The following is a 21047-nucleotide window of genomic DNA, read 5'->3' as shown; positions in this document are numbered from 1 at the left end:
GAAGAGGAACAGTCGATGAGCGTGTTCGCCTACCCGAGTGAAACCATCAGGGAGGCCGAGAAGCCGCTGCTCGAAGCCGGCATCCCGCTCATGGCCCGGGCTGCCCGAGCGCTGGCGAACAGTGCGGCCGCCATGCTGAAGGCCGATCACGGACAGGTCAGCGGCACCCGCGTGAGCGTACTGGCCGGGCCCGGCAACAACGCCGGGGACGCACTCTTCGCCGCGGCGACTCTGGGAAGGCGCGGTGCCGCCGTCACGGTCATCACCCTCTTCGATCGCACTCACGACGATGGACTGGCCGCGGCACACAGCGCCGGTGCGCAGGTCATCGCGTTCACCTCGGCCGAGGCCGATGCGGCCCGGGCCGACGCTCTGCGCGAACTCTCCCGGGCCGATCTCGTCCTCGACGGCATCCTCGGCACCGGCGGTCGGCGCGGACTGCCCGACCACATCTCCTCACTTATCGCCGATTGGGCCCCGTACCGGACCGGCCGCCTCATCGCCGTCGACGTCCCCTCCGACCTCGACCCGAACCACACCGGGGCAGAGAAAAGACTCCACGCCGACCGCACTGTGACCTTCGGTGGACTCAAGGCCGAACTCATCGATCCGCGTGTGGACGAGTTCATCGGAACCATCGACGTCATCGATATCGGCCTCGGCCTCGACCCCAGCTCGGCCGCCGCGGAGCTGCTCGATCACGATGATCTCGTCACCGGATTTCCGCGCCCCGATGAGACCGGGCACAAGTACTCCCGCGGTGTCACCGGGGTCCTCGCCGGCTCCGAGGACTACCCTGGCGCGGGCGTGCTCACCACCACCTCGGCGGTGAACACCGGAGCAGGGATGGTCCGCTATCTCGGCTCCCCGCTCGTCGCCGAATACGTCCTCGGCCTCCACCCCGAGGTCGTCAACGCCTCCGGACGCATCGACTCCGTCGTCCTCGGCCCGGGCGACCCCGAACCCGAATTCGTGCAGGGCATCGCCGAGGCGCTGGCCGGCAACCGCACACCGGTCGTCGTCGACGCAGGCGGCCTCGACATGATCGCCCGCGCCGAATCGATGGCAGGCACCTGGCTGGCCGACCGCCCGCTCATCATCACCCCGCACGCCGCCGAGCTGGCGCGGCTGCTCAGCCGCCTCCTCGGCGAGATCATCACCGCCGGTCGGATCGGGGCGAACCCGATGCGATGGGCGCGGCGAGCCGCGGAGCTGACCGGAGCGATCGTCCTGCTCAAAGGCCATCACACGGTCATCGCCGCCCCCGACGGACACGTCGTTCTGCCCGCGCCGGGGCCGGGCACCCTCGCCACGGCGGGCTCCGGGGACGTGCTCGCCGGGATCCTCGGCACGCTCGCCGCGATCACCGCCGCCCACGGCCGCTATGACAGTGACGATCGGACGCGTCCACCCCGCGAGTGGGCTCGCCTGGCCGGTCTCGGAGTGCTGCTGCACAACGAGGCCGGCAGACGCGCGGTGACCGCGTCCGGATTCGCCGATGCCCTCGCCGAGGTGGTCGGCGAACTCATCCACGGCACCGACTGAATCCGCTCACCCGGTCACGCCGGCGACCTTCCGTGGGTGCATGACGAGCATGGCGGCCACACCGACGGCCACCGCAGACAGATGCACGACTCGGCTGACGAGCATCACCGCGCCCGGGCCGTCGAGACCGGCGAAGTAAGCGCCGAAATCGGCATCGCCGAACAGCCACATGTCGGGTTCGACGAGCAGCGATGCCGTCCCGATCACGCCGAGCCCGACGAGCAGGACGATCCGAGCCCACTGCCTGCCGCGAGCGAATTGGAGGATCACGACGGCGACGAGGGCGTAGACGGCCAGGCGGATGACCACCGCCCCGGCGTTGTCCGCAAGGTCGGTGAACGGCCACAGATGTGCGGCCATTTCGACGATTCCGGCCGCCAAAGCGGTGGACAGTGCCGTCACCGCGACGCGTCTGGGCGTCCAGGCCCCCTGCCGCTCGTGTTCGTCTGTCTGTTCAGTGGATAATTCTGTCTGTCGACCGGTTCGTTCCATGTCGCTGTCCTCCTCGTCGGTGAGTCCCATATGAGCCGGGTGTCCAGCTCGGAGTCATCACCAAGGGGTAGCGAATCACCGCCCGATACGTAGTCCCTGCGGGGGATGCTGTCGGACTGCGGATTGCTCCGAAGCAGCGGAATGGTTCGAACAGTCGGGACAGGGCATAACCTCAGTGGATGAGGATCTGCGTCTTCGTCGAGCCCTCCCACTTCATCGCCTTGACGAGACTGGACTCGTACATCGACACACAGCCGGCGGTCTTCATCGACTCCGTGTTCGCATGCAGGAAGATCGCCGATCCCTTCCCCGGTGTGCGAGCCTCGTTGTAGCCGATGACCTGGGCATACTTGTACGGCTTCGGCTGGTAGAGAGATTCGCCCTTGTACCCTTCGGACTTCCGCTGCATCGTGTTGTAGCCCTCGGCCTTCGTCGCGTCACCGTCGACCCAGACATGATCGCGGGTGACCTTCGTCCACGGCCTGCCCAGCCCGGGATTCGCCGAGGTGCCGAAGCCATCGCGCATCCAGAACACACCCTTCGGGGTCTTGCCGTCACCTTCCCGTTTGCTCGACGTGGTGCCGTTGTAGCCGAGGCGGGCCTTGAACGGGCCGCTGTCGCGGACGTACCGGTCGCCGGACTTCTTGCACAGGTAGATATCGGCGGTGATCGTCGACCGCTGCTTGACCTCGATGGCCTTCGCGGCCGTCACCGAGCTGTTCGACTCGACGCCGGTGCAGTACTTCGCGGCCGCCTCGGCAGGACCGGTCTGTCCGATCACGGTGAGGCCTGTCGCAAACAGGACGGCCGCGACCACCATCGCGAGGATGCGGGCTGGTGTGGTGTGCATGCTGTCTCCTTCTTCATCGAATGGCTCGTCGAGCCGGTCTTCGCCGAACACGTCGTCGGCTGCACCTGCGACACCGGCACCGGAGCCGAATGCCGAGGGGGATCAGCGTAGCGAAGGTGCTGGTCGACGGGGGTCGGCGGTAGTCTTATCCAGTGACATCTTTCGACATCCCCGAGGCTCTCGTACGGGCCGAGATCGACGAGGCGGCCCTGTGCGACAACGCCGCCGTCCTTGCCGATCGGCTCTCACCCGCCCGCCTCAAATGCGTCGTCAAAGCCAACGCCTACGGCCACGGCATCGACCTCGTCGCACCCGCTCTCTTCTCGGCCGGGTGGCGCGAGTTCTGTGTGGCCACGATCCCCGAAGCCCTTCGTCTGCGCAGCCTGCTCGGCCCCGAAGCGCAGATCCTCGCCTGGCTCTACGGACCGACCATCGACCTCGACGAGGCGGTTCGCGCCGGCATCGAACTGGGAATTTCGACGGTCGGCGCCCTCGACCGACTCGCCGAGGCAGCCCGCCGCACCGGCGTCACCGCCCGCGCCCATCTCAAGATCGACACCGGACTCGGCCGCAACGGTCTGTCCCCGGAAGCACTCGTCCGTGCCTTCGACTGGCTGCGCCGCCACGCCGAAGACAGCCACACCGACGACTCCGGGAACCCCGAGGCCGGCGCCGATATACGCATCGTCGGAATCATGAGCCACTTCGCGGTCGCCGACGAACCCGAACGCCCCGAGACCGCTGCGCAGAGCGCGGTCTTCTCCTCCGCCCATGGGCAGCTGCGGGCCGTGCTCGACGCCGCGGACGGCCGCCTCGGCGAATCGGATGACCTGGATGTGCACATCGCGAACTCACCCGGAGCGCTCACTCTGGGACCGTGCCCGGGCACCTCGGCGAGGGTGGGGCTCGCCCTCTACGGTCTGTCCCCGCTCGAAGACGGAGATCCGTCGGCTCTCGGGCTCCGGCCGGTCATGCGGCTGACCTCCAGCGTCATCAATCTCAAGGACATTCCCGCAGGTCACGGCGCCTCCTACGGGCTGACGTTCACCGCCGCGACCGACACCCGGTTCGCGCTCGTGCCCGGTGGGTACGGGGACGGACTGCCGCGGGCAGCCTCGAACCGCGCCGAGGTGGCCATCCGGGATCGTCGTTACCCCGTCGTCGGGCGTATCGCCATGGATCAGATGATCATCGACATCGGTGCCGGCAACGATGAGGTGGCCATCGGCGACGAGGTCGTCATCTTCGGTCCCGGTGGGCCGAGCGCGGCCGAATGGGGGACCTGGGCGAACACGATCAACTACGAGATCGTCACCCAGCTCAGCGCCCGGGTCGACCGGGTCGCCCGGAAGGGAGACGGGCGATGAGGGTCCATCTCGAATCCTTGGAGCAGATGCGCACGTTCGCTGCGGTCCTGGCCGACCATCTGCGCGCCGGTGATCTGCTCATCCTCACGGGCAACCTCGGAGCGGGGAAGACGACGTTCACGCAGTCGCTGGGCAAAGCCCTCGACGTGGCCGGGCGGATCACGTCGCCGACGTTCGTCATCGCCCGCGAACACCCGTCGCGCTCTGGCGGACCCGCCCTCGTCCACGTCGACGCGTATCGGTTGGCCGACGGGGAGGAGCTCGAAGATCTCGACCTCGACTCCGAACTCGACGAGTCGATCACGGTCGTCGAATGGGGAGCCGGCCTGGCCGAGCAGCTCAGCAGCGATCACCTCGACATCACCATCACCCCGGTGTGGGATGAAGCCGCGGGGGACGATGACTCGGTCGGTGTGGACGACGAGGACGAGGTGGAGGACGAACGACGCACCGTCGACCTCACCGGCCGCGGGGATGCATGGATCGAACGCATGCCGGCGGTTGAAGCCGCTGTCTCGGCGCTGGCAGGCGTGCGAGTCGACGACCCGGCCTCTGCAGATCTGCCTGCCGAGGACTTCGCGGATGAGGGAGACGAATCATGATCGTTCTGGCCATCGACACCTCGCAGTCGGCCTCTGTGGCCCTCGTGGATACGGACACCGGTTCGGTCATCGCGGCCGAACAGGCCGATGACCAACGTCGACACGTTGAGTTCATCGGTCCTGCGCTCGCCGGCGTGCTCGCCGAGGATGCCCAACCCGAACTCGTCGTCGTCGGCATCGGACCCGGACCCTTCACCGGTCTGCGGGTGGGCATCGCCTCCGGAATCGCCGTCGGTCAGGCTCGTGGGATTCCCGTCAAGGGACTGCTGTCCCAAGCCGCGATCGTCGAAGAGTTCGTCCGCAGTGCCGAAGGCTCCCCAGCACTTGCGTCGGAGGTCGCGTCGCCCGCCGCGACCGAATCCGTTCGCCCCGTCCTCATCGCTTCGGACGCCCGCCGCAAAGAGGTCTATTTCAGCGTCTACGACTCCGCCGACGCCACGCTGAACGCCGGGCCGTTCGTGGCCAAACCGGCCGAAGTTGCTTCAGTTCTCGCCGACAACGGCTACCGGCTCGATACGATCGATCAGAAGCTCGGCCGCGGATTCCTCCTCTATCCGGACGTCCTCGGAGCGTCGACCTCTGAGTCGATCACCGATCCTCGTGCCGAGTATCTTGCCTTCGCGGCGGCACGGGAACTCGCCGCCGGTCGAGACCTTGCCGACCCGGTCCCCGAATACCTGCGCGAACCCGATGCGAAAGCAACCCCGGTACGCGAGAGCTCATTGAAATGACCTCCACGACCATCGCCGAGCTTCCCTGGTGGGACCTCGCCGAGGTGGCCGACCACGATGCGGCGATCTTCGGACCCACAGCCTGGACGCTCGGCTACTACTGGTCGGTCAAGGCGCAGAACGGCACGGTCATGCTCGCCGCCAGGACCGCCTCGGCGGGGGAGTTGGCAGGGTGGATCGTCATGTCGGGGGCCGGTGCGGAAGCCGATGTGATGACGATCGCCACCACCGAGGCTGCGCGCGGCACAGGGATCGGACGTGCCCTGCTGCAGGCGGGAATCGATTGGGCGAAGGAACGCGGTTCCGAGGTCGTCCACCTCGAGGTCGACGAACGCAATGCTGCGGCGCTGGGGATGTACGCATCCTTCGGGTTCGAGGAATGGGGGCGGCGCCCGGACTACTATCCGGGCGCCGCGGGAATTCTCATGCGTCTGCGGATCGGCGACTGATCCTTCTCAAGTCGCGCCCTAGGTGTACTTCCCCGTGAGGTTGTGAACACGAGCTGATGGTGTGAGTCCGCCAATACCGGTATGGGGTCGATGGAAATTATAGTCATGGACCCACGCCTCGTAGGCCGCTGCACGCTCGGCTTCGCTGGCATACACCCTCGTATAAGCCCACTCGGCATCGAGAGTCCGGTTGAATCGCTCGACCTTCCCATTCGTCTGTGGTCGGTAGGGTTTCGTTTTGCGGTGTTTCACACCCTCACCAAGAGCCTCCGCGAAGGCCCGAGAACGGTAGCAGGATCCGTTATCGGTCATCACTGCCGTGACCTGAACACCGATACTCGCGAAGAACTCGTCCGCACGCCGCCAGAACCCGGACGCAGTATCCTTGCGCTCATCATCGAGGATCTCGGAGTACGCGACTCGCGAGTAGTCATCGACAGCGTGGTGAAGGAACCGGTACCCACGCGAGCCCGCAGCTCCGGCCCGGGCGGCACGACCTCGATGGGAGCCGACTTTCCTGTCCTGAGCTGACCCACGCCCATGAGCACGCCACCCGCCCCCGTCGGGGATCCGGCCCTGCTTCTTGATATCGACATGGACCAGGCGCCCGGGAGCCTCGACCTCGTAACGGATCGGGGCCGGCTTACGCACCGGCAGCCCGGTCATCTGGTCGACATGAGCCAACAACGGCATCTGGTACCGGTTCAGGACTCGACCGACAGTCGAGCGTGGGATGTGAAGGTGGTAGCTGATCCGGTGCGGACCCCACCGCCGAGTGATCCGCAACGCGAGGATACGTCGTTCCCGTTTGGTCGACAGTCGTGCAGGGCTGTGGTGTGGTCGGCTCGAGCGGTCGTCGAGACCATCGCCTGCACGGTGTCGACGCACCCATCTGGACACTGTTGCCGATGAGACTTGGAAGCGTTCGGCGACTCGGCGCTGGGACCATCCATCATCGATGACGAGAGCGACAAGGCGGCGTCTGCCCTCGATGGTCAGTGGTGCGTTACGGTGTGTCATGAAGACCTCCGGGACTCGATCATGAGTGTGGTTACCCATATCGGTATCGGAGGTCTTCGTTGTGTTTCAACTACCGTTCACAACGTGTCGGGGAAGTACACCTAGGCGACGGGAACCGCACGGTTATCGGTCGCCTCGGTGAGGTCGACGAGCAGCGCTCCATTGAGTCGGAACGCTTCCATCGTCTCGTCGACGACGATCTGCTCGTCACCGCCGGTTGCCGCAACCTGGTCGAGGAGTCGGCGGTAGGCGTCCTTGTACGGCTTCGTCTTGCCGAGCTCGGCGAAATCCCACATCGTCAGCGAGGTCGCCGGCAGACTGTAGTGCCGGCCCATGAGGGTGCCGATCGCCTGACCGCCGGAGAGGTCGCCGAGGTAGCGCGTGTAGTGGTGGGCGATGACCTGCTCGGCGCGGTCGAGTCCCGCCAGGTGCGCGGCATAGGCGGTGGCGCTGGGCATGACAGGCAGTTCGGTGCCGTCGAGCGCGGCCAGGTCGGCGGCGATGCGGTCGGCCCGGAACAGATGGGCGTCGAAGAACGGCGCGAAGACAGGATCGTCGGCGAACTCCCGTGACTTCGACTCGAGCACGCCGTAGATGACGTCGTACTGCTTGAGCAGCAGGGCGTAGGCCCTTGCGTCGAGCCGTCCTTCCATGAGGTCGACCATGAACGTGGTGTGTTCGACCTCGTCGTGGATGGTGGCGGTGCTGGCCTTGAGGCGAGCGGAGAACGGTTCAGACATGATGTTTCCTCATTGAGAGATCGTCGATCCGAATGACGGTTCGCGATAGTGGGACTATGGGGGTGAGTCCGTCCCGGTTCGGAACTCTCGTGCCGAACCGGGACGGACTCGCTGGCTCACTACAGAACTTGTCTGAGGTCAGTCTAGCGCTTGCGCATCCGCGAGAACATAACAGAACCTGCGCCGAGGATGAGAAGACCGATCGCGATCGGCAGAGTCATCAGCTCGGCACCGGTACGCGGGAGGTTTCCTCCGTCGGAGCTGCCCGACTCGGAGCCGCCTGTCGACGAACCTTCGGATCCGGCAGAGGACGAACCTGCTGCGCCGGAGCCGTCGGACGCACCGCCTGAGGCGCTCGAGCCGCCGTCGGAACCGGCTTCGGCTCCGTCGGTCGCACCGTCGTCACCGGATCCGGCGGCGTCGGCTGACCCGCCGTCCGAGCTGCCTTCGCTGCCGGCGTCGTCATCGGCGGCTTCGTCCTCGGTCACCGTGACGGTGAACTCGGCGGGGTCGGACGGAACACCGTCGACCGTGGCGATTGCCGAGTAGGCGTACGTGCCCTTGGCGCTCGGGGCCTTGGCGGAGAAGTTGCCCTCAGCGTCGGCAGTCACCGTGACGTTGTCCTCGGACGGGACCTTCGCGGCGAAGGCCTTGATCTGGCTGTCCGCGTTCTTCACGACCACGGGGGTCCAGGCAAGATTCACCTCGGCGTTCGGGGCGGTCTTGCCCTTGACGAGACGGTCCTCGCCGACTGTCTGGTCTGCGACGACCGGCTTGGCAGGCTTGTCTTCGTCACCGTCGGAACCGCCGTCGGAGTCATCACCGTCGGCAGCGCCTCCGGCATCCGAGTCGGAACCGTCGGTCGATCCGTCTGCTGCGGCGCCGGCCTTCGACCCGTCGGCTTCGCCTTCGGCTGCATCGGCCGTACCGTCGTCACCGGCTTCAGCGGCATCCGACGCCCCGTCTTCCGCACCCTCGGCTGCATCGGCTGAACCATTGTCGTCGGACTCGGCACCGTCGGCTTCGCCTTCGGTCGCATCGGCTGCGCCCTTGTCGTCGGCTTCACCTTCGGCAGCGTCGGCTGCACCGTCGTCACCGGCTTCAGCACCGTCGGCGCCCGTGTCTGCGGTGCCGTTATCGTCGGCTTCGCCTTCGGCCGCATCGGCTGCGCCCTTGTCATCGGCTTCGCCCTCGGCGGCGTCGGCTGCACCGTCGTCACCGGCTTCGGCTCCGTCGGTCGCGCCGTCGTCAGCTGCATCATCTGCATCGTCGTCACCGGGGAACAGGGCGTTCTTCTGCTCGTCGGTCAGTTCGATGGGTTCGCGATAGAGCTCGGCATCTCCGGTGGGCAGGCCGTGGGCGACCCAGGTCAGCACGTCGTAGTCCTTCGACTCGTCGAGGTCGACGGTCTTTGCGGTGACATCGACGTCGATCTTGCCGTCCTTGATCTGCGGCGGCATCACGTACTGCACAGCGGTCGTGTTGCCGGCGGTGACATCTTTGCTGGCGAGGTCACGATCAACGATGGCGGCATACGCGCCTGCCGACGGTTTGCCGAGGCTGGAATCGGGGAGATTGTCGTAGCCATCGCCTGTGACGTTGACGGTGAGGCCGTCCTCGGCGCTTGCGGACTTCACGGAGTGTGACGTCGAGACGTCGGGGGCTGCGGCCTGAGCTGTGTACTCGACAGTGAGCGGATTCGTCTTCTTCCGCGGCTGGATCGAGGTGCTCGCTCCGGCGGTGGTGTACCAGTAGGAGTCCTGACCGGTCTCGACGTTGAAGTCGATCCAGTCCTGCGGCATGGCGCCCCACCAGGACTCGTTCTCAGACGACTTCGGCGACTGCAGGTTGCGGCCGTCGGTGGCGGTCTCCACGCCGAGGTAGTCAGGGGTGAACTCGAAGCCCGAGTCGGTGACATCGACCTCGCCCTGCTGGATTTCGACGATATCGCCGTCACGCGCATCGAGCTTCTTCCAGATGCTCAGATCGTCCATATCGGCACCGAACCCGGAGTAGGTTCCGGTGATGGTGCCCTTGCCGTTCTTGACCTCGAGCTTCGGATCCGAGATCGTCCAGTAGGTCATTCCGCCGTAGTACGCGAACGACCAGGAGCCCTCCCACTGGATGGAGGCATTGTCGTTGTCGGGATCGACCGTTCCGGTGCCGTTCTTGATCTCTACGTGGTCACCTGTGTGGTTGTTCGGCGCTTCGGCGTTGATCTTGCCGTTGACCTTGTTGCCCTCACCATCGGTGCAGCGGCTGTCGAAGTCCGACAGTTCGCCACTCGTCTTGACGATCGAGGTGTTCCCATCGGTGAACTTCCCCGCGTCATCGACGGAATAGATCGATCCTGCGTCCTTGGCGGTCCAGATGCGAGCCATGCCCGTGTCTCCGGCTTCACCGGCTGCGAGGAAGTTGCACCCACCGAAGTAGGCGCCGCCGGTGGACTCGTTGTTGACCGACCAGCTGAACACAGCATCGTCAACGGTCTTGTCGACCGCTCCGAATGCCGGGGCGCTCATGCCCATCCCCAGCAGTCCGGTGGCTGCTGCAATCGCCGCTCCGGCCGCCAGCGGCGAAGTCAAGCGTCGTGCCTTCGCGGCACGTGCGCGCGCACTCTTGTGCGTCATAGATTCTCCTCATTTTCAACGTCGCACACGGCGAAGACCGCGTGGTGCCAGGCCTCGGAAAAGATCCTGGATTCATCATCAGCAGAAGTTGTGGATTCGCTGAACGATAAATAGACTACACAGACATATCGTAAAAAGCCAAGGTTAGCCTTACTTATGAATGAGTAGCCTTGCCTTAATTAAATGACTTTCAGGGATGTTCGATTAACTCATGCAGAAGTGGTCTTTGCGCAGGACTGTGCGCCGTCGATCGTTCCGCCGGACCGCGTGGCTCGCCGGCGGTCTGGTGCTGACGGTCCTGCTGTGGAACAACGGAATCCACAACATCGGTTCGATCAACGCCCAAGGTGAGGCCGCATGTCAGCAGCCTCCCGCCCGGTCGACGCCGAATCTGCCCGACGTTCCCGACGTCGACCGGAAAGCTCTGCCCGACCCGACGGAGATCACGGGGCAGACGACCGCGTATACGCAGGCCGGCGAGATTCCGCCGGTCTCCGACACTGCCGCGCACGAAGCGAACCTGCCGGTGACGGTGAAGAGCAATGACGGTCCCGAGCAGACGGTGAAGAAGACCGACCGAATCCTCGCAATGAACCAGAACGGCGGGATCGCCGCCGCGGTGGTCGGTCTCGGACTCGGCTGCAACCTCGTCGGCAGAGACATCGCCACTGACTTCACTCAGGTCGTCCCCGGTGCCGAGCAGCTGCCGCTGATCACTCAAGGCGGACATGAGATCAACGCCGAGGCGGTGCTCGCGCTCTCGCCCGACGTCGTCCTCACCGACACGACCATCGGCCCCTACGACGCGCAGCTGCAGCTGCGCAATGCCGGCATTCCCGTCATCTTCATCTCATCGTCGTATTCCGACGGCGTGCGCTCCGCGGGACCGCAGATCCGGGAGGTCGCGGATGCTCTCGGTGTGCCCGAACTCGGTGACAAGCTCGCCGAACGCACCGTCCGCGAGATCAACGACACGCAGAAAGCCGTCGCGAAGCTCGCTCCCGAGGATCCCGCCGATCGCCCGCGGACGGTCTTCCTCTATCTGCGCGGCAACATCTACTACTGGTTCGGCGTCGGCTCCGGCGCGGATTCGCTCATCCAATCCGTCTCCGCCCGCGATGTCGCCGCCGAGGTCGGATTCGAAGGCATGTCGCCGACGAATTCGGAGGCACTCATCAAGGCAGCCCCCGACGTCATCATCGTCATGACCCTGGGGCTCGCCTCGGTGGGAGGCATCGACAAGGCTCTCGAACTGCCCGGCATCAAACAGACTCCGGCAGGGAAGAATCGACGGCTCGTCGATATGAGCGACTACGAAGTGATGAGCTTCGGCCCGCGTTCGGCGCAGGTGCTCGCGGCTCTCGGCACCGCGATCTACGCGCCCGAGCTCGCCTATCACCCGGACCATCCGCCGAAATCCATCGAGAAGCGTCTGAAAGAGATCAATGAGGAACTGGAACAGGATGAGGCATGAGTGAGTCCACCGAGATTCGGGACACCTCGCTGCGCCGATCCCGCCGCACCGACCCGTCGAACCGCCCCGCCCCGACGAGCCGTATCGAAGCCGTCCGGGAGGACGGCGGCCTCGACCTCGGACGCATCCGCGGCCAGCGCACCGCCAGAGCGGGAACCCTGTTCCTCGTCCTCATCATCGCCCTCATCGCCGCATCCGTGCTCTCTGCCGCAATCGGTCAGCTCTTCATCCCGCCGCTCGAGGTCATCGGCTCACTGCTGGGCAAAGTCGGACTCGACTGGCTGCCGGGACCGAGCCACGATTTCGGCGAAGAGGCACTGTGGCAGGTGCGCTTCCCCCGCGTGGTCATGACCGTCCTCGTCGGTGCCGCTCTCGCCGTGGCCGGAGCCATGATGCAGGGCGTCTTCGGCAACCCGCTGGCCGAACCCGGCGTCGTCGGAGTCTCCTCCGGCGCCGCGGTCGGCGCCAGTGCCTCGATCCTCTTCGGCTGGACCTTCCTCGGTGCCTTCACCACCCCGACCTTCGCCTTCGTCAGCGGCCTGATCACGACCTTCATCGTCTACACGGTCTCCCGCTCGGGAGGGCGGACAGAGGTGATCACGCTCGTGCTCACGGGTGTCGCGGTCAATGCCATCGCCGGGGCCGCGATCGCGTACATCACCTTCGCCGCACCCACCTCGGCGCGGGAACAGATCGTGTTCTGGCAGATGGGCAGCTTCAACGGCAGCCTATGGTCCCAGGTCGGGCTGATCCTCCCGCTCATCGTCTTCGGGATCATCATCGCCCAGACTCTCGCGCCGGGACTCGACATCCTGTCGCTGGGGGAGAAGAGCGCCCGTCATGTCGGAATCAATGTCGAGCGGCTGCGCATCATCGTCATGGCCGTCGTCGCGCTGCTCGTCTCCGCAGCTGTCGCCTTCTGCGGGATCATCGCCTTCGTCGGCCTCGTCGTCCCACACATCATCCGCATGATCATCGGGCCCGGGCACCGGCTCCTGCTGCCGGCCAGCGTACTCGGCGGGGCCGTGCTGCTCTCGATCGCCGATCTTGCCGCTCGCACCCTCGTCGAGTTTGCCGATCTGCCCATCGGCATGCTCACCTCGCTCGTCGGCGGACCGTTCTTCTTCTACCTCATCAGACGCAGCCGCAAGGAATCAGGGGGGTGGGCATGAGCATCATCACCGTGGGCAGATCGGCCGTGCGCCGCCCGGAATTCCCCGTCGCCGGCAAGCCGATCATCTCCGTGCGCGGAGCCGAGGTCAGCTTCGGCGAACGCACCATCCTCGCCGGCATCGACCTCGACATCCGGTGCGGGGAGGTGCTTGCCATCGTCGGCCCCAACGGCGCCGGCAAATCGACCCTGGTCAACGTCATCACCGCCGACGTCGAGCTCGACGCCGGGAAGGTGTTCATCGACGACGAAGTGGAGTACTCCTGGTCGACCCGAGAACTGGCGATGCGTCGAGCGGTCCTCCTCCAGGACATCGGAATGGCCTTCCCGTTCACCGTCCTCGAGGTCGTCGAAATGGGCCGCTCCCCGTGGGCGGGCATGCGCGAATCCCAGCACGACGACCTCATCGTCGCCGGATCGATGTCGCGCACGGAGACCGTGCAGTTCGCGGCCCGGAAGTTCACCTCCCTGTCCGGAGGCGAGAAGGCCCGGGTCGCGCTGGCCCGGGTGCTTGCGCAGGCGACCCCGGCGCTGCTCCTCGACGAGCCGACCGCACCGATGGACATCCGCCACCAAGAGCTCGTCCTCCAACAGGCGCGCGACTACGCCTCGACCGGAGGCGCCGTGGTCATCATCGTCCACAACCTCGATCTCGCCGGTGCCTACGCCGACCGGATCGCGATGATCTCCGACGGCTCGATCATCGCCGACGGTCCACCCGCCGAGGTGCTCACCGCCGACCGCATCAGCGACGTCTACGACTATCCCGTATCCATCGTGGCCGACCCCAACACCGGAGCACCGTTGGTCGTGCCCGTGCGCGCCGGCCGAAAGGAAGACTGACCCATGTTGACGACTGCACTCCACCGGACCATCGCCTCGGTGCCGGTGAAGCGGATCCTCGCGCTCATCACGATCTCCGCGCTCTTGGCCGTCGCCGTGGGCGTGACGACGACGATGCTCAATCCGACCCCCGCCGAGGCGGCCCCGAAGGTGTCCGTGTCCGGCACCCCGAAGGCCGACGGCGAGTCGACGCTCAAACTCTCCGGCTCCGGTTTCCAATCCGTCGAAGGCGGATTCGGCGGCATCTACGTCCTCTTCGGCTGGGTCGACGACGCCTCCGGCGGATGGCGGCCGAGCAAGGGTGGAGTGACCGGCTCGAACTACCGCTACGTCTACGACGATGAGACCAAACCAGCCGGCTACCAGCTCTTCGTGACCTTCCCGGGGTCGAGCACGGCCTATGCCGCCAACGGCGGAGAGATCGCGGCGAACGGGACGTGGAGCGGAACCATCAAGGTCCCCGGTGAGAAGTTCACGACCTATGACCGGTCGCAGAACGAGACCCAGGTCGACTGCAGCGAGGTCCAGTGCGGCATCATCACGATCGGCGCCCACGGTGTCGACAACGCGAACAACGAATCCTTCACGCCCGTCGACTTCTCCGCCTCCGGTGCCGCCGCAGGCAAGGACGCCGAGAAAGACGAGAAGAGCGAGAAGGGTGAGAAGACTGAGAAGTCCGGAGGCGATGAGAAGAGCGACGAATCAAGCGCTGGTTCCGGTGACGATGGAGGCGGAGCGGAAGCGAGCTCCGGCGGCGGCTCCGACGGAGGGGACACCCAGACTGTTGACCCCGCGCAGAATCCGAATGTGGCACCGGTGGCCAGCGAACCGCCGATGAGCACATCATGGCTGATCTTCTTCGCCATCCTCGCCGGAGTGCTCGTGCTCGGGTCGATCATCGCGATCGGTCTCGGGTTCGGCATCGGCGGCTACCTCGCGGTCAAGAGTCTGCTGCTGGGAGTCAGCCCGGCGGCGATGGAGAAGGAACGCGACCGACGCGAGCGGAAACGGATGAGGACCCAGCACAAGCTGGCCAAACGTCGGCTCGTGATGCAGCGGAAGAAGAAACTGCAGCTGGCCAAGCTCGAACGCGGCTCCGAGCGTGCCGTGGCGCACGCGAACCACCAGAGCCTCGGTCCCGGCACCGGCAAACTTCCGCCCCAGGTCATCGCCTTCTTCGAGGACGAGGACCGGAAAGCCGCGGGCAGCCGCGGCGACGAAGGCGTCGGCGCTGCGCCGAGCTTCTACACCGGAGGCGTCATCACAGCCGAGTCCGGCGCCAACAGCACGGGACCCGGGGACGGTGGGGCCGCCTCGGCGGGGGAGACCGACCCGGAGGATCACAAGGACACGCGAGTCCTCACGGCGGTCGCTCCGGACGGCACCGACAACTCTGACGACACGACGACGCACTCATGACACACGAACGGATCGTCCTGCGGGACGAGAACGGACGAGGAACGACGATGCACACTCACACCTCCACCCGCAGGGGTCGAATTCTCACACGCACCGCGGCAGGGATCGCTGCCCTGGGGCTGCTCGGTTTCGGGCTCACCGGACCGGCGCAGGCGGTGACCGCGCCGTACTCGGTGCCGGGAGCCGCCTCGACGACTTCGCCTGAGGACGAAGCGACCGACTCGGGCGAGCAGGACATCGACGATGCGGTCTTCGAATGGTCGGTCAATGACGAATCCACCGGCGGATCGTACTTCGGCGGCTGCAACTTCCTGGCCGCAGGTGAGGCTGGGGATTCTGAGATGGCCCGGATATGGACGGACAAGGACGCCGGTACTCTGTTCAAGGTAAACGGCGAGAAGAACTTCGTCGACGGCAATGTCTCGATCGTCAAGGAGGACAATACTTACTCGAACTTCGGGAAGCGGTGCGCGAAGCCAACGGAGGAAGACGAAGAAGGAAAGATGCAGTATGCCTCGGTGAACAACAAGGTCAACGCCGAGGCCGAGAACAACCACACCGGTGACCACGTCCGAATCGACAACGGCTCGGGCATAGTCGATCCCGACAATAACAATGCCTCGATCCAGTGGGAAGGTTCCTGGACCTTCGCCTACTACGGCGGCATGACCTACTGGACGATCTCGGACCCGAAGCTCGAGGTCAAGGACGGCAAGGGCACGATCACCGGCACCTACTCCGGTTACGGCGCCGATATGGACGACCTGAGCATCTGGAAGAAGCTCGATGCCCGCGACGGAGACATCGTCGAAATCCAGCGGGGGAACGTCGATGTCACTGACACCGGATTCACTTTCACTCCGGACTTCCTCGGTGTTGCAACGAGCGCGGACGGACGCAATTCTCAGACCCCGAAGACAGCGGAGAACGAATCCTGGTGGGGAGCGATGCCGCAGGACTGGATCAACTTCAACCTCGAGACCGGCCAGGACTCCTACTGGTACACGACCGCGGGCGGCCCCACCTCACTGCAGCCGCGGAAGAAGACCAACGACCTCACCGTCACCTATGACAAGACTGTCGAGGATCCCGATGATGGAGACCACACTGAACCGCCCGGACCGGATCCAAAAGAACCGGATACTCCAGGCGATGGCGGCAAGGGCGATGACGACAAGAAGAGCGCCGGCGACGGGACCGCGACTCTGTACTGGTCGTTGAACCGGGAAGCCAACGGCGGAGCTTTCTTCGGCGGCTGCAACTTCCTCTCGGCGGGCAAGGCGAAAGACTCCGGCAGCGCCCGGGTCTGGCCCTCCGGTGGTGGTGGATTCTACAAGTCGAAGTCCGGGAACGTGACGATCCAGAAGCCGACGGGGTCGACGTTCAAGGAGGCCTCCTGGGACTCCCGGTGCCTCGATGCCGACGGTGAGGCCGTCTCCACATCGCGTAAGGACTCATGGACCCAGTCACGGGTGGCCATCAAGGACGGCGAAGTCAGCGAGACCGACAGCGGTGTCTCCGTGCAGTGGAAGGGCAGCTTCACGGTCGCGTTCTACGGCGGGATGACCTATTGGTCGGCGACCGACCCGAAGCTCGAGGTCGACAGCAGCGGGAAGGGCCGCCTCGTGGCGGACCTCAGCGGTTACGGAGCCGACATGTTCGACTCGTCGAAGTGGGTCACCCTCAAACCCGAATCGATCACGATGGCGAACTTCGAGAACATCGACGTCGACGCCCTCCTCGACGACGGACACATCACGGCCACCCCGGACTACCTCGGCGTGAAATACGACAACAAGGGCAAGTCCGGCTCGTCCGGCAGCGCGGTCGGCGGTGCTGATGAGAACGCCTCGGCGCAGGCGAAGAAGACCGGTGAGAACAGCGACTACTGGGGTGCCTTCCCGCAGGACTTCATCGACTTCCAGCACAAGACAGGTCAGTACTCCTACTGGTTCACTTCCGACGGAGCGCGGGATCCCTACAAGCCGGCCCAGCCGATGACCATCTCGCTCGGAGACTACGAGCCGGGCGCTGGAGACTACGCTCCGGGTGCAGGCTCCGGCGCGCCCGGTCAGAACGCTGCGGGCGGCGGCGGTCAACCAGGAACCGGGCAGGCCGGTGCCGGCGGAGCCGGAGCCGGTGCCGGCAGCGGAGCAGGCGCCGGTGCGGGCAAGGGGGCCGACGGCAAGAAGTCGGAGAAGAACGGCGACATCGACGACGAGACAGTCTTCGCCCAGGAGGCCGAGGAAGCTCGAGCCGCCTCCGAGGTGCCCATCCGGGCCTGGATCGTCATGGGCACCGGGTTGGCCGTGGCGATCGTGGCCGGGTTCGGCATCCGGTCGGGAATCCGCCGCCACATCGGCCTCGATCCCTCGGACCTCGTCTGAGAGCGGGAGACCTGGCCGAGCAGGGCTCGGTTCGCGGTGGATCTCACCGTGAACCGAGCCCTGACCGGAATGCTTCGGAGGGTAGTCTGGAGGGTATGACACGTGTGCAATTGGCAGATACCGATCTCTTCGTTCACCCTCTTCAGCTGGGTGGCAACCCCTTCGGCTGGGGCGCGGATCGGGATCAGAGCTTCGCTGTCCTCGACGCTTACGCCGAGGCCGGCGGAAACTTCATCGACACCGCCGATGCGTATTCGGCCTGGGTCGAGGGGAACTCGGGCGGAGAGTCCGAGACGATCATCGGCGAATGGATGAAGGCTCGCGGCAACCGCGACGAGATGGTCATCGCCACCAAGGTCGGCATGCATCCCAAGCGCAAGGGCCTCGACCCGGCGAATATCCGCATCGCCGTCGACGACTCGCTGCGCCGGCTCGGCACCGACCACATCGATGTCTACTATGCCCACAGAGACGATGATGACGTCGATCAGGTCGCCGTCGCCGAGACGTTCGACGCGCTCGTCCGCTCCGGCAAGGTCAGCTACCTCGGGGCATCGAACTTCAGCCTCGAGCGACTGCAGAAGGCTCGGAAGATCTCGACGAAGCTCTCCTTGGCCTGCTATCGAGTCGTCCAAGACCGATTCAACCTCGTCTCCCGCTCCGCGGTCGACCCGCAGAAGCAGGCGTACCTGCGAACCGAAGGCATCGCCGAACTGCCCTTCCACTCACTGGCCTCCGGGTTCCTCACCGGAAAGCACACCGGCGGTGACGCCACCGGCAGCGTCCGCGGTGACCGGGTCGCCGATTTCGTCGACGACCAGAAGGCCCTCGGCGCGCTCGAAGTCCTTCACGATGTCGCCGCCGACCACGGGGCAACGATGACGGCCACGGCCATCGCCTGGCAGCTCACTCACGATTTCATCCCCTCGACGATCGCCTCGGCGCGCGTGCCCGAACAGCTCACCGAGCTGCTCGCCGGAACGCAGATGCAGCTGAGTCCTGATCAGAAGGCTGCCCTCGACGGAGCTTGGGTGGAAGCATGAGTGGGACCAGCCCGCGCCTGGTCACCTGGGAGAACGGCACCGATCTCGTCATCGAGCTGCTCCTCGAACGTGACGTCGAAACGGTGTGGAACGCACTGACCGATTCCGATGGTGTGCGGACATGGTTCGCGCCGTTCCGCCTCGGCGAGGATGGAGAGACGCGCACGATCACGTTCGCACTCGAGGATATCGACCTGATCGGATCTGTTCTCAGCTGCGAGGACTTCGATCACGTGCTGCTCGAACTCGACGATTTCGGAGTGCTCGGCCTCCGCGTGCTGCCGATCGAGGGGGAGACCGGTCAGGAGACCCTGCTCGTGCTCACCCATACCGCGCCCGATGCCGAGACCGCCCGCGGTCAGGCCGCCGAGGTGGGGCCGATGTGGGACACGCATCTGCGCCTCTTCGCCCGCACCCTCGGTATGGACATCGCCGAGGTGACCGAACCCGAACTCGTGGCCATCTACTCCGACCTCGACCTCGAAATCGCGGAGTCTGCCGACGCCCCGGAGGACGGATCATGAGCGACCCACTCGTCCTCGGCATCGAATCCTCGTGCGACGAAACCGGGGTCGGCATCGTCCGCGGGCGCACGCTGCTGACGAACACCGTCTCCTCGTCGATGGACGAGCATGTGCGCTTCGGCGGGGTCGTGCCCGAAGTCGCCTCCCGCGCCCATGTGCAGGCCATCGGCCCGGCCATCGCCTCTGCCTGTGAGACCGCCGAGGTGGAGCTGTCCGAAATCGACGCCGTCGCGGTGACCGCCGGACCGGGTCTCTCCGGTGCGCTCATGGTCGGGGTCGGCGCGGCCAAAGGACTTGCCGCGGCGCTGGGCAAACCGCTCTACGGAGTCAACCATCTGGCCGCTCACGTGGCCGTCGACCTCGTCGCCGAGGACGTCGACGGATTGACCACTCCCACCATCGCCCTGCTCGTCTCCGGTGGGCACACCGAGATTCTGCGCATCGGCGACCTCGTCGAGGACATCGAACTCCTCGGCGCTACGATCGATGACGCCGCAGGTGAGGCCTTCGACAAGACCGCGCGCCTGCTCGGGCTTAATTATCCCGGCGGACCGAACATCTCGAAGGCTGCTCTCGGCCTGCTCGACGGCACCGGGATCCCCGGCGACCGGAAGGCAGTGAGATTCCCGCGCGGACTCGCGAAGAAGCAGGACCTGCGCGACCCCGAGCGTCGGTATAACTTCTCGTTCTCCGGGCTGAAGACCGCAGCCCTGCGTGAGGTGACGAAGGCCGAGACTCTGGGCGCGGACCTAAGGGTGGCCGATATCGCCGCCGGGTTCGAAGACGCTGTCGTCGACGTGCTCGTGACCAAGACTCTGCTCGCTGCGGCTGACACCGGCATCAACCATGTCGTCCTCGGTGGGGGAGTGGCCGCGAACTCGCACCTGCGTGAAGTGCTCTCGGCTCGCTGCGCCGAGGCGGGCGTGACTCTGCGCGTGCCGCCATTGACACTGTGCACGGACAATGGAGCCATGGTCGCAGCTCTCGGTGCGGAGCTCGTCTCCCGCGGAATCGGACCGAGTGACCTGTCCTTCGCCGCCGTCTCCTCTTTGGATGTCGATCATGTCCTCGTCTGAGAGCGACCCGAACAGCGCCGCCGAACGGAACGCACAGGCGGCGAAGTCAACGCGCCTGCCTGCCGGTCGGCCGCCTCGGCGATCGGGTGACGGGTGGACGTATGGGTCCGATGGGAAGAAGCATTGGGGTCTCAACGGGGCCGCGGGGCTCATGCTCGTCGATCCCGAGCGCGGGGTGCTCATGCAGCACCGGGCGCTGTGGTCGGTCGAAGGTGGGACCTGGGGATTCCCCGGCGGCGCCCGCGATATGGGCGAGTCGGCGGTCGAGGCCGCGGTCCGGGAGTCCTGGGAAGAGGCCGGGGTGCCCGACCAGGATGGATCGGGCATCGAGATCCTCGAGACGCACATCCTCGACCTGGACACCTGGTCGTACACGACGGTGATCGCGAAGACCCTGCGCCGCTTCGACGCTGTCATCAATGACCCCGAGAGCATCCAGCTGTCGTGGGTGCCGCTGGACGAGCTCAACGACTACGAACTGCACCCGGGAGTCGCCTCCGCGCTGCCGACGCTCTTGGAGCTGCTCCGACCCCATCTGTGAGCTCGGCTCGCTCGCCGTTGGGGCTGTGCCTGCGGGCCCACGTGTCTCCTGTGGGTGGATCCGTCTCGAAATCTCCTTGCGAATCGTGGTGGATCCACCCCTAGGACGCATGAGGGGCTGATGCGGCCGCGGGTGGGCGCAAT

At 65.7% G+C, this 21047-nt stretch carries 19 protein-coding genes; 14 read left to right on the top strand and 5 right to left on the bottom strand.

Annotated elements, in window-relative coordinates:
• Nucleotides 1–15: 15 nt before the first annotated feature.
• Nucleotides 16–1545 carry a bifunctional ADP-dependent NAD(P)H-hydrate dehydratase/NAD(P)H-hydrate epimerase gene (locus ACOZ9V_RS13890; RefSeq protein WP_434590953.1) on the top strand — a complete coding sequence of 510 codons (1530 nt, stop codon included), beginning with the start codon at nt 16–18 and terminating at the stop codon, nt 1543–1545.
• 6 nt (nt 1546–1551) lie between these two features.
• Here the strand turns inward: ACOZ9V_RS13890 and ACOZ9V_RS13885 are convergent, their stop codons facing one another.
• Nucleotides 1552–1947: a hypothetical protein gene (locus ACOZ9V_RS13885; protein WP_434590950.1), complete on the bottom strand. Its 396-nt coding sequence runs from the start codon at nt 1945–1947 to the stop codon at nt 1552–1554.
• A 262-nt stretch (nt 1948–2209) separates the two neighbouring features.
• The gene (locus tag ACOZ9V_RS13880) at nt 2210–2887 is read right to left on the bottom strand and encodes a hypothetical protein (RefSeq protein ID WP_434590948.1); all 678 of its coding nucleotides are present in this window, start codon (nt 2885–2887) and stop codon (nt 2210–2212) included.
• Nucleotides 2888–3039: 152 nt separating this feature from the next.
• On the opposite strand from ACOZ9V_RS13880, the gene alr reads away from it, so the two are divergent.
• From alr to ACOZ9V_RS13860, 4 genes are read left to right on the top strand one after another with little or no spacing between them, the layout of a single operon-like run.
• Complete coding sequence (gene alr, locus ACOZ9V_RS13875; RefSeq protein ID WP_434590945.1) at nt 3040–4254, top strand: alanine racemase; 1215 nt, start codon at nt 3040–3042, stop codon at nt 4252–4254.
• Nucleotides 4251–4856, top strand: coding sequence for a tRNA (adenosine(37)-N6)-threonylcarbamoyltransferase complex ATPase subunit type 1 TsaE (gene tsaE, locus ACOZ9V_RS13870; RefSeq protein ID WP_172170824.1), 606 nt, complete (start codon nt 4251–4253; stop codon nt 4854–4856). The genes alr and tsaE overlap by 4 nt, the downstream gene beginning before the upstream one ends.
• Complete coding sequence (gene tsaB, locus ACOZ9V_RS13865) at nt 4853–5587, top strand: tRNA (adenosine(37)-N6)-threonylcarbamoyltransferase complex dimerization subunit type 1 TsaB (protein WP_434590941.1); 735 nt, start codon at nt 4853–4855, stop codon at nt 5585–5587. Before tsaE ends, tsaB begins: the two co-directional genes overlap by 4 nt.
• Entirely contained in the window at nt 5584–6036 is a 453-nt protein-coding gene (locus ACOZ9V_RS13860) for a GNAT family N-acetyltransferase (RefSeq protein WP_259357685.1), read from the top strand. Before tsaB ends, ACOZ9V_RS13860 begins: the two co-directional genes overlap by 4 nt.
• Before the next feature lie 18 nt (nt 6037–6054).
• Here ACOZ9V_RS13860 and ACOZ9V_RS13855 read toward each other — a convergent pair whose 3' ends face one another.
• The 3 genes from ACOZ9V_RS13855 to ACOZ9V_RS13845 form a co-directional block, all read right to left on the bottom strand.
• Entirely contained in the window at nt 6055–7056 is a 1002-nt protein-coding gene (locus ACOZ9V_RS13855) for an IS481 family transposase (protein ID WP_434590937.1), read from the bottom strand.
• Nucleotides 7057–7157: 101 nt separating this feature from the next.
• Nucleotides 7158–7796 carry a biliverdin-producing heme oxygenase gene (locus tag ACOZ9V_RS13850; RefSeq protein ID WP_139908686.1) on the bottom strand — a complete coding sequence of 213 codons (639 nt, stop codon included), beginning with the start codon at nt 7794–7796 and terminating at the stop codon, nt 7158–7160.
• A 143-nt stretch (nt 7797–7939) separates the two neighbouring features.
• Nucleotides 7940–10426, bottom strand: coding sequence for an LPXTG cell wall anchor domain-containing protein (locus ACOZ9V_RS13845; RefSeq protein ID WP_434590933.1), 2487 nt, complete (start codon nt 10424–10426; stop codon nt 7940–7942).
• A 211-nt stretch (nt 10427–10637) separates the two neighbouring features.
• On the opposite strand from ACOZ9V_RS13845, the gene ACOZ9V_RS13840 reads away from it, so the two are divergent.
• The 9 genes from ACOZ9V_RS13840 (at nt 10638) to ACOZ9V_RS13800 (ending at nt 20904) form a co-directional block, all read left to right on the top strand.
• Nucleotides 10638–11900, top strand: a complete 1263-nt coding sequence (locus ACOZ9V_RS13840) for a heme/hemin ABC transporter substrate-binding protein (RefSeq protein WP_434590930.1) — start codon at nt 10638–10640, stop codon at nt 11898–11900.
• Nucleotides 11897–13072 carry a FecCD family ABC transporter permease gene (locus ACOZ9V_RS13835; RefSeq protein WP_434590927.1) on the top strand — a complete coding sequence of 392 codons (1176 nt, stop codon included), beginning with the start codon at nt 11897–11899 and terminating at the stop codon, nt 13070–13072. Before ACOZ9V_RS13840 ends, ACOZ9V_RS13835 begins: the two co-directional genes overlap by 4 nt.
• The gene (locus ACOZ9V_RS13830) at nt 13069–13914 is read left to right on the top strand and encodes a heme ABC transporter ATP-binding protein (protein WP_434590924.1); all 846 of its coding nucleotides are present in this window, start codon (nt 13069–13071) and stop codon (nt 13912–13914) included. Before ACOZ9V_RS13835 ends, ACOZ9V_RS13830 begins: the two co-directional genes overlap by 4 nt.
• 3 nt (nt 13915–13917) lie before the next feature.
• Nucleotides 13918–15333, top strand: a complete 1416-nt coding sequence (locus ACOZ9V_RS13825) for a hypothetical protein (protein ID WP_434590922.1) — start codon at nt 13918–13920, stop codon at nt 15331–15333.
• Nucleotides 15330–17720 carry a hypothetical protein gene (locus ACOZ9V_RS13820; protein ID WP_434590919.1) on the top strand — a complete coding sequence of 797 codons (2391 nt, stop codon included), beginning with the start codon at nt 15330–15332 and terminating at the stop codon, nt 17718–17720. The genes ACOZ9V_RS13825 and ACOZ9V_RS13820 overlap by 4 nt, the downstream gene beginning before the upstream one ends.
• 95 nt (nt 17721–17815) lie before the next feature.
• A complete protein-coding gene (locus tag ACOZ9V_RS13815; RefSeq protein WP_434590916.1) occupies nt 17816–18763 on the top strand; it encodes an aldo/keto reductase in 948 nt (315 codons plus the stop codon).
• Complete coding sequence (locus ACOZ9V_RS13810; RefSeq protein WP_434590913.1) at nt 18760–19287, top strand: hypothetical protein; 528 nt, start codon at nt 18760–18762, stop codon at nt 19285–19287. The genes ACOZ9V_RS13815 and ACOZ9V_RS13810 overlap by 4 nt, the downstream gene beginning before the upstream one ends.
• Nucleotides 19284–20363, top strand: a complete 1080-nt coding sequence (gene tsaD, locus ACOZ9V_RS13805) for a tRNA (adenosine(37)-N6)-threonylcarbamoyltransferase complex transferase subunit TsaD (protein WP_181272360.1) — start codon at nt 19284–19286, stop codon at nt 20361–20363. Before ACOZ9V_RS13810 ends, tsaD begins: the two co-directional genes overlap by 4 nt.
• Nucleotides 20350–20904, top strand: coding sequence for an NUDIX domain-containing protein (locus ACOZ9V_RS13800; protein WP_229664235.1), 555 nt, complete (start codon nt 20350–20352; stop codon nt 20902–20904). Before tsaD ends, ACOZ9V_RS13800 begins: the two co-directional genes overlap by 14 nt.
• Nucleotides 20905–21047 lie beyond the last annotated feature (143 nt).

Source organism: Brevibacterium sp. 1718, from assembly GCF_051131255.1.
In the GTDB taxonomy this organism is placed as follows: domain Bacteria; phylum Actinomycetota; class Actinomycetes; order Actinomycetales; family Brevibacteriaceae; genus Brevibacterium; species Brevibacterium sediminis.
The sequence above is the reverse complement of the archived record's forward strand: the minus strand, read 5'-3'. Positions and strand labels throughout refer to the sequence as shown.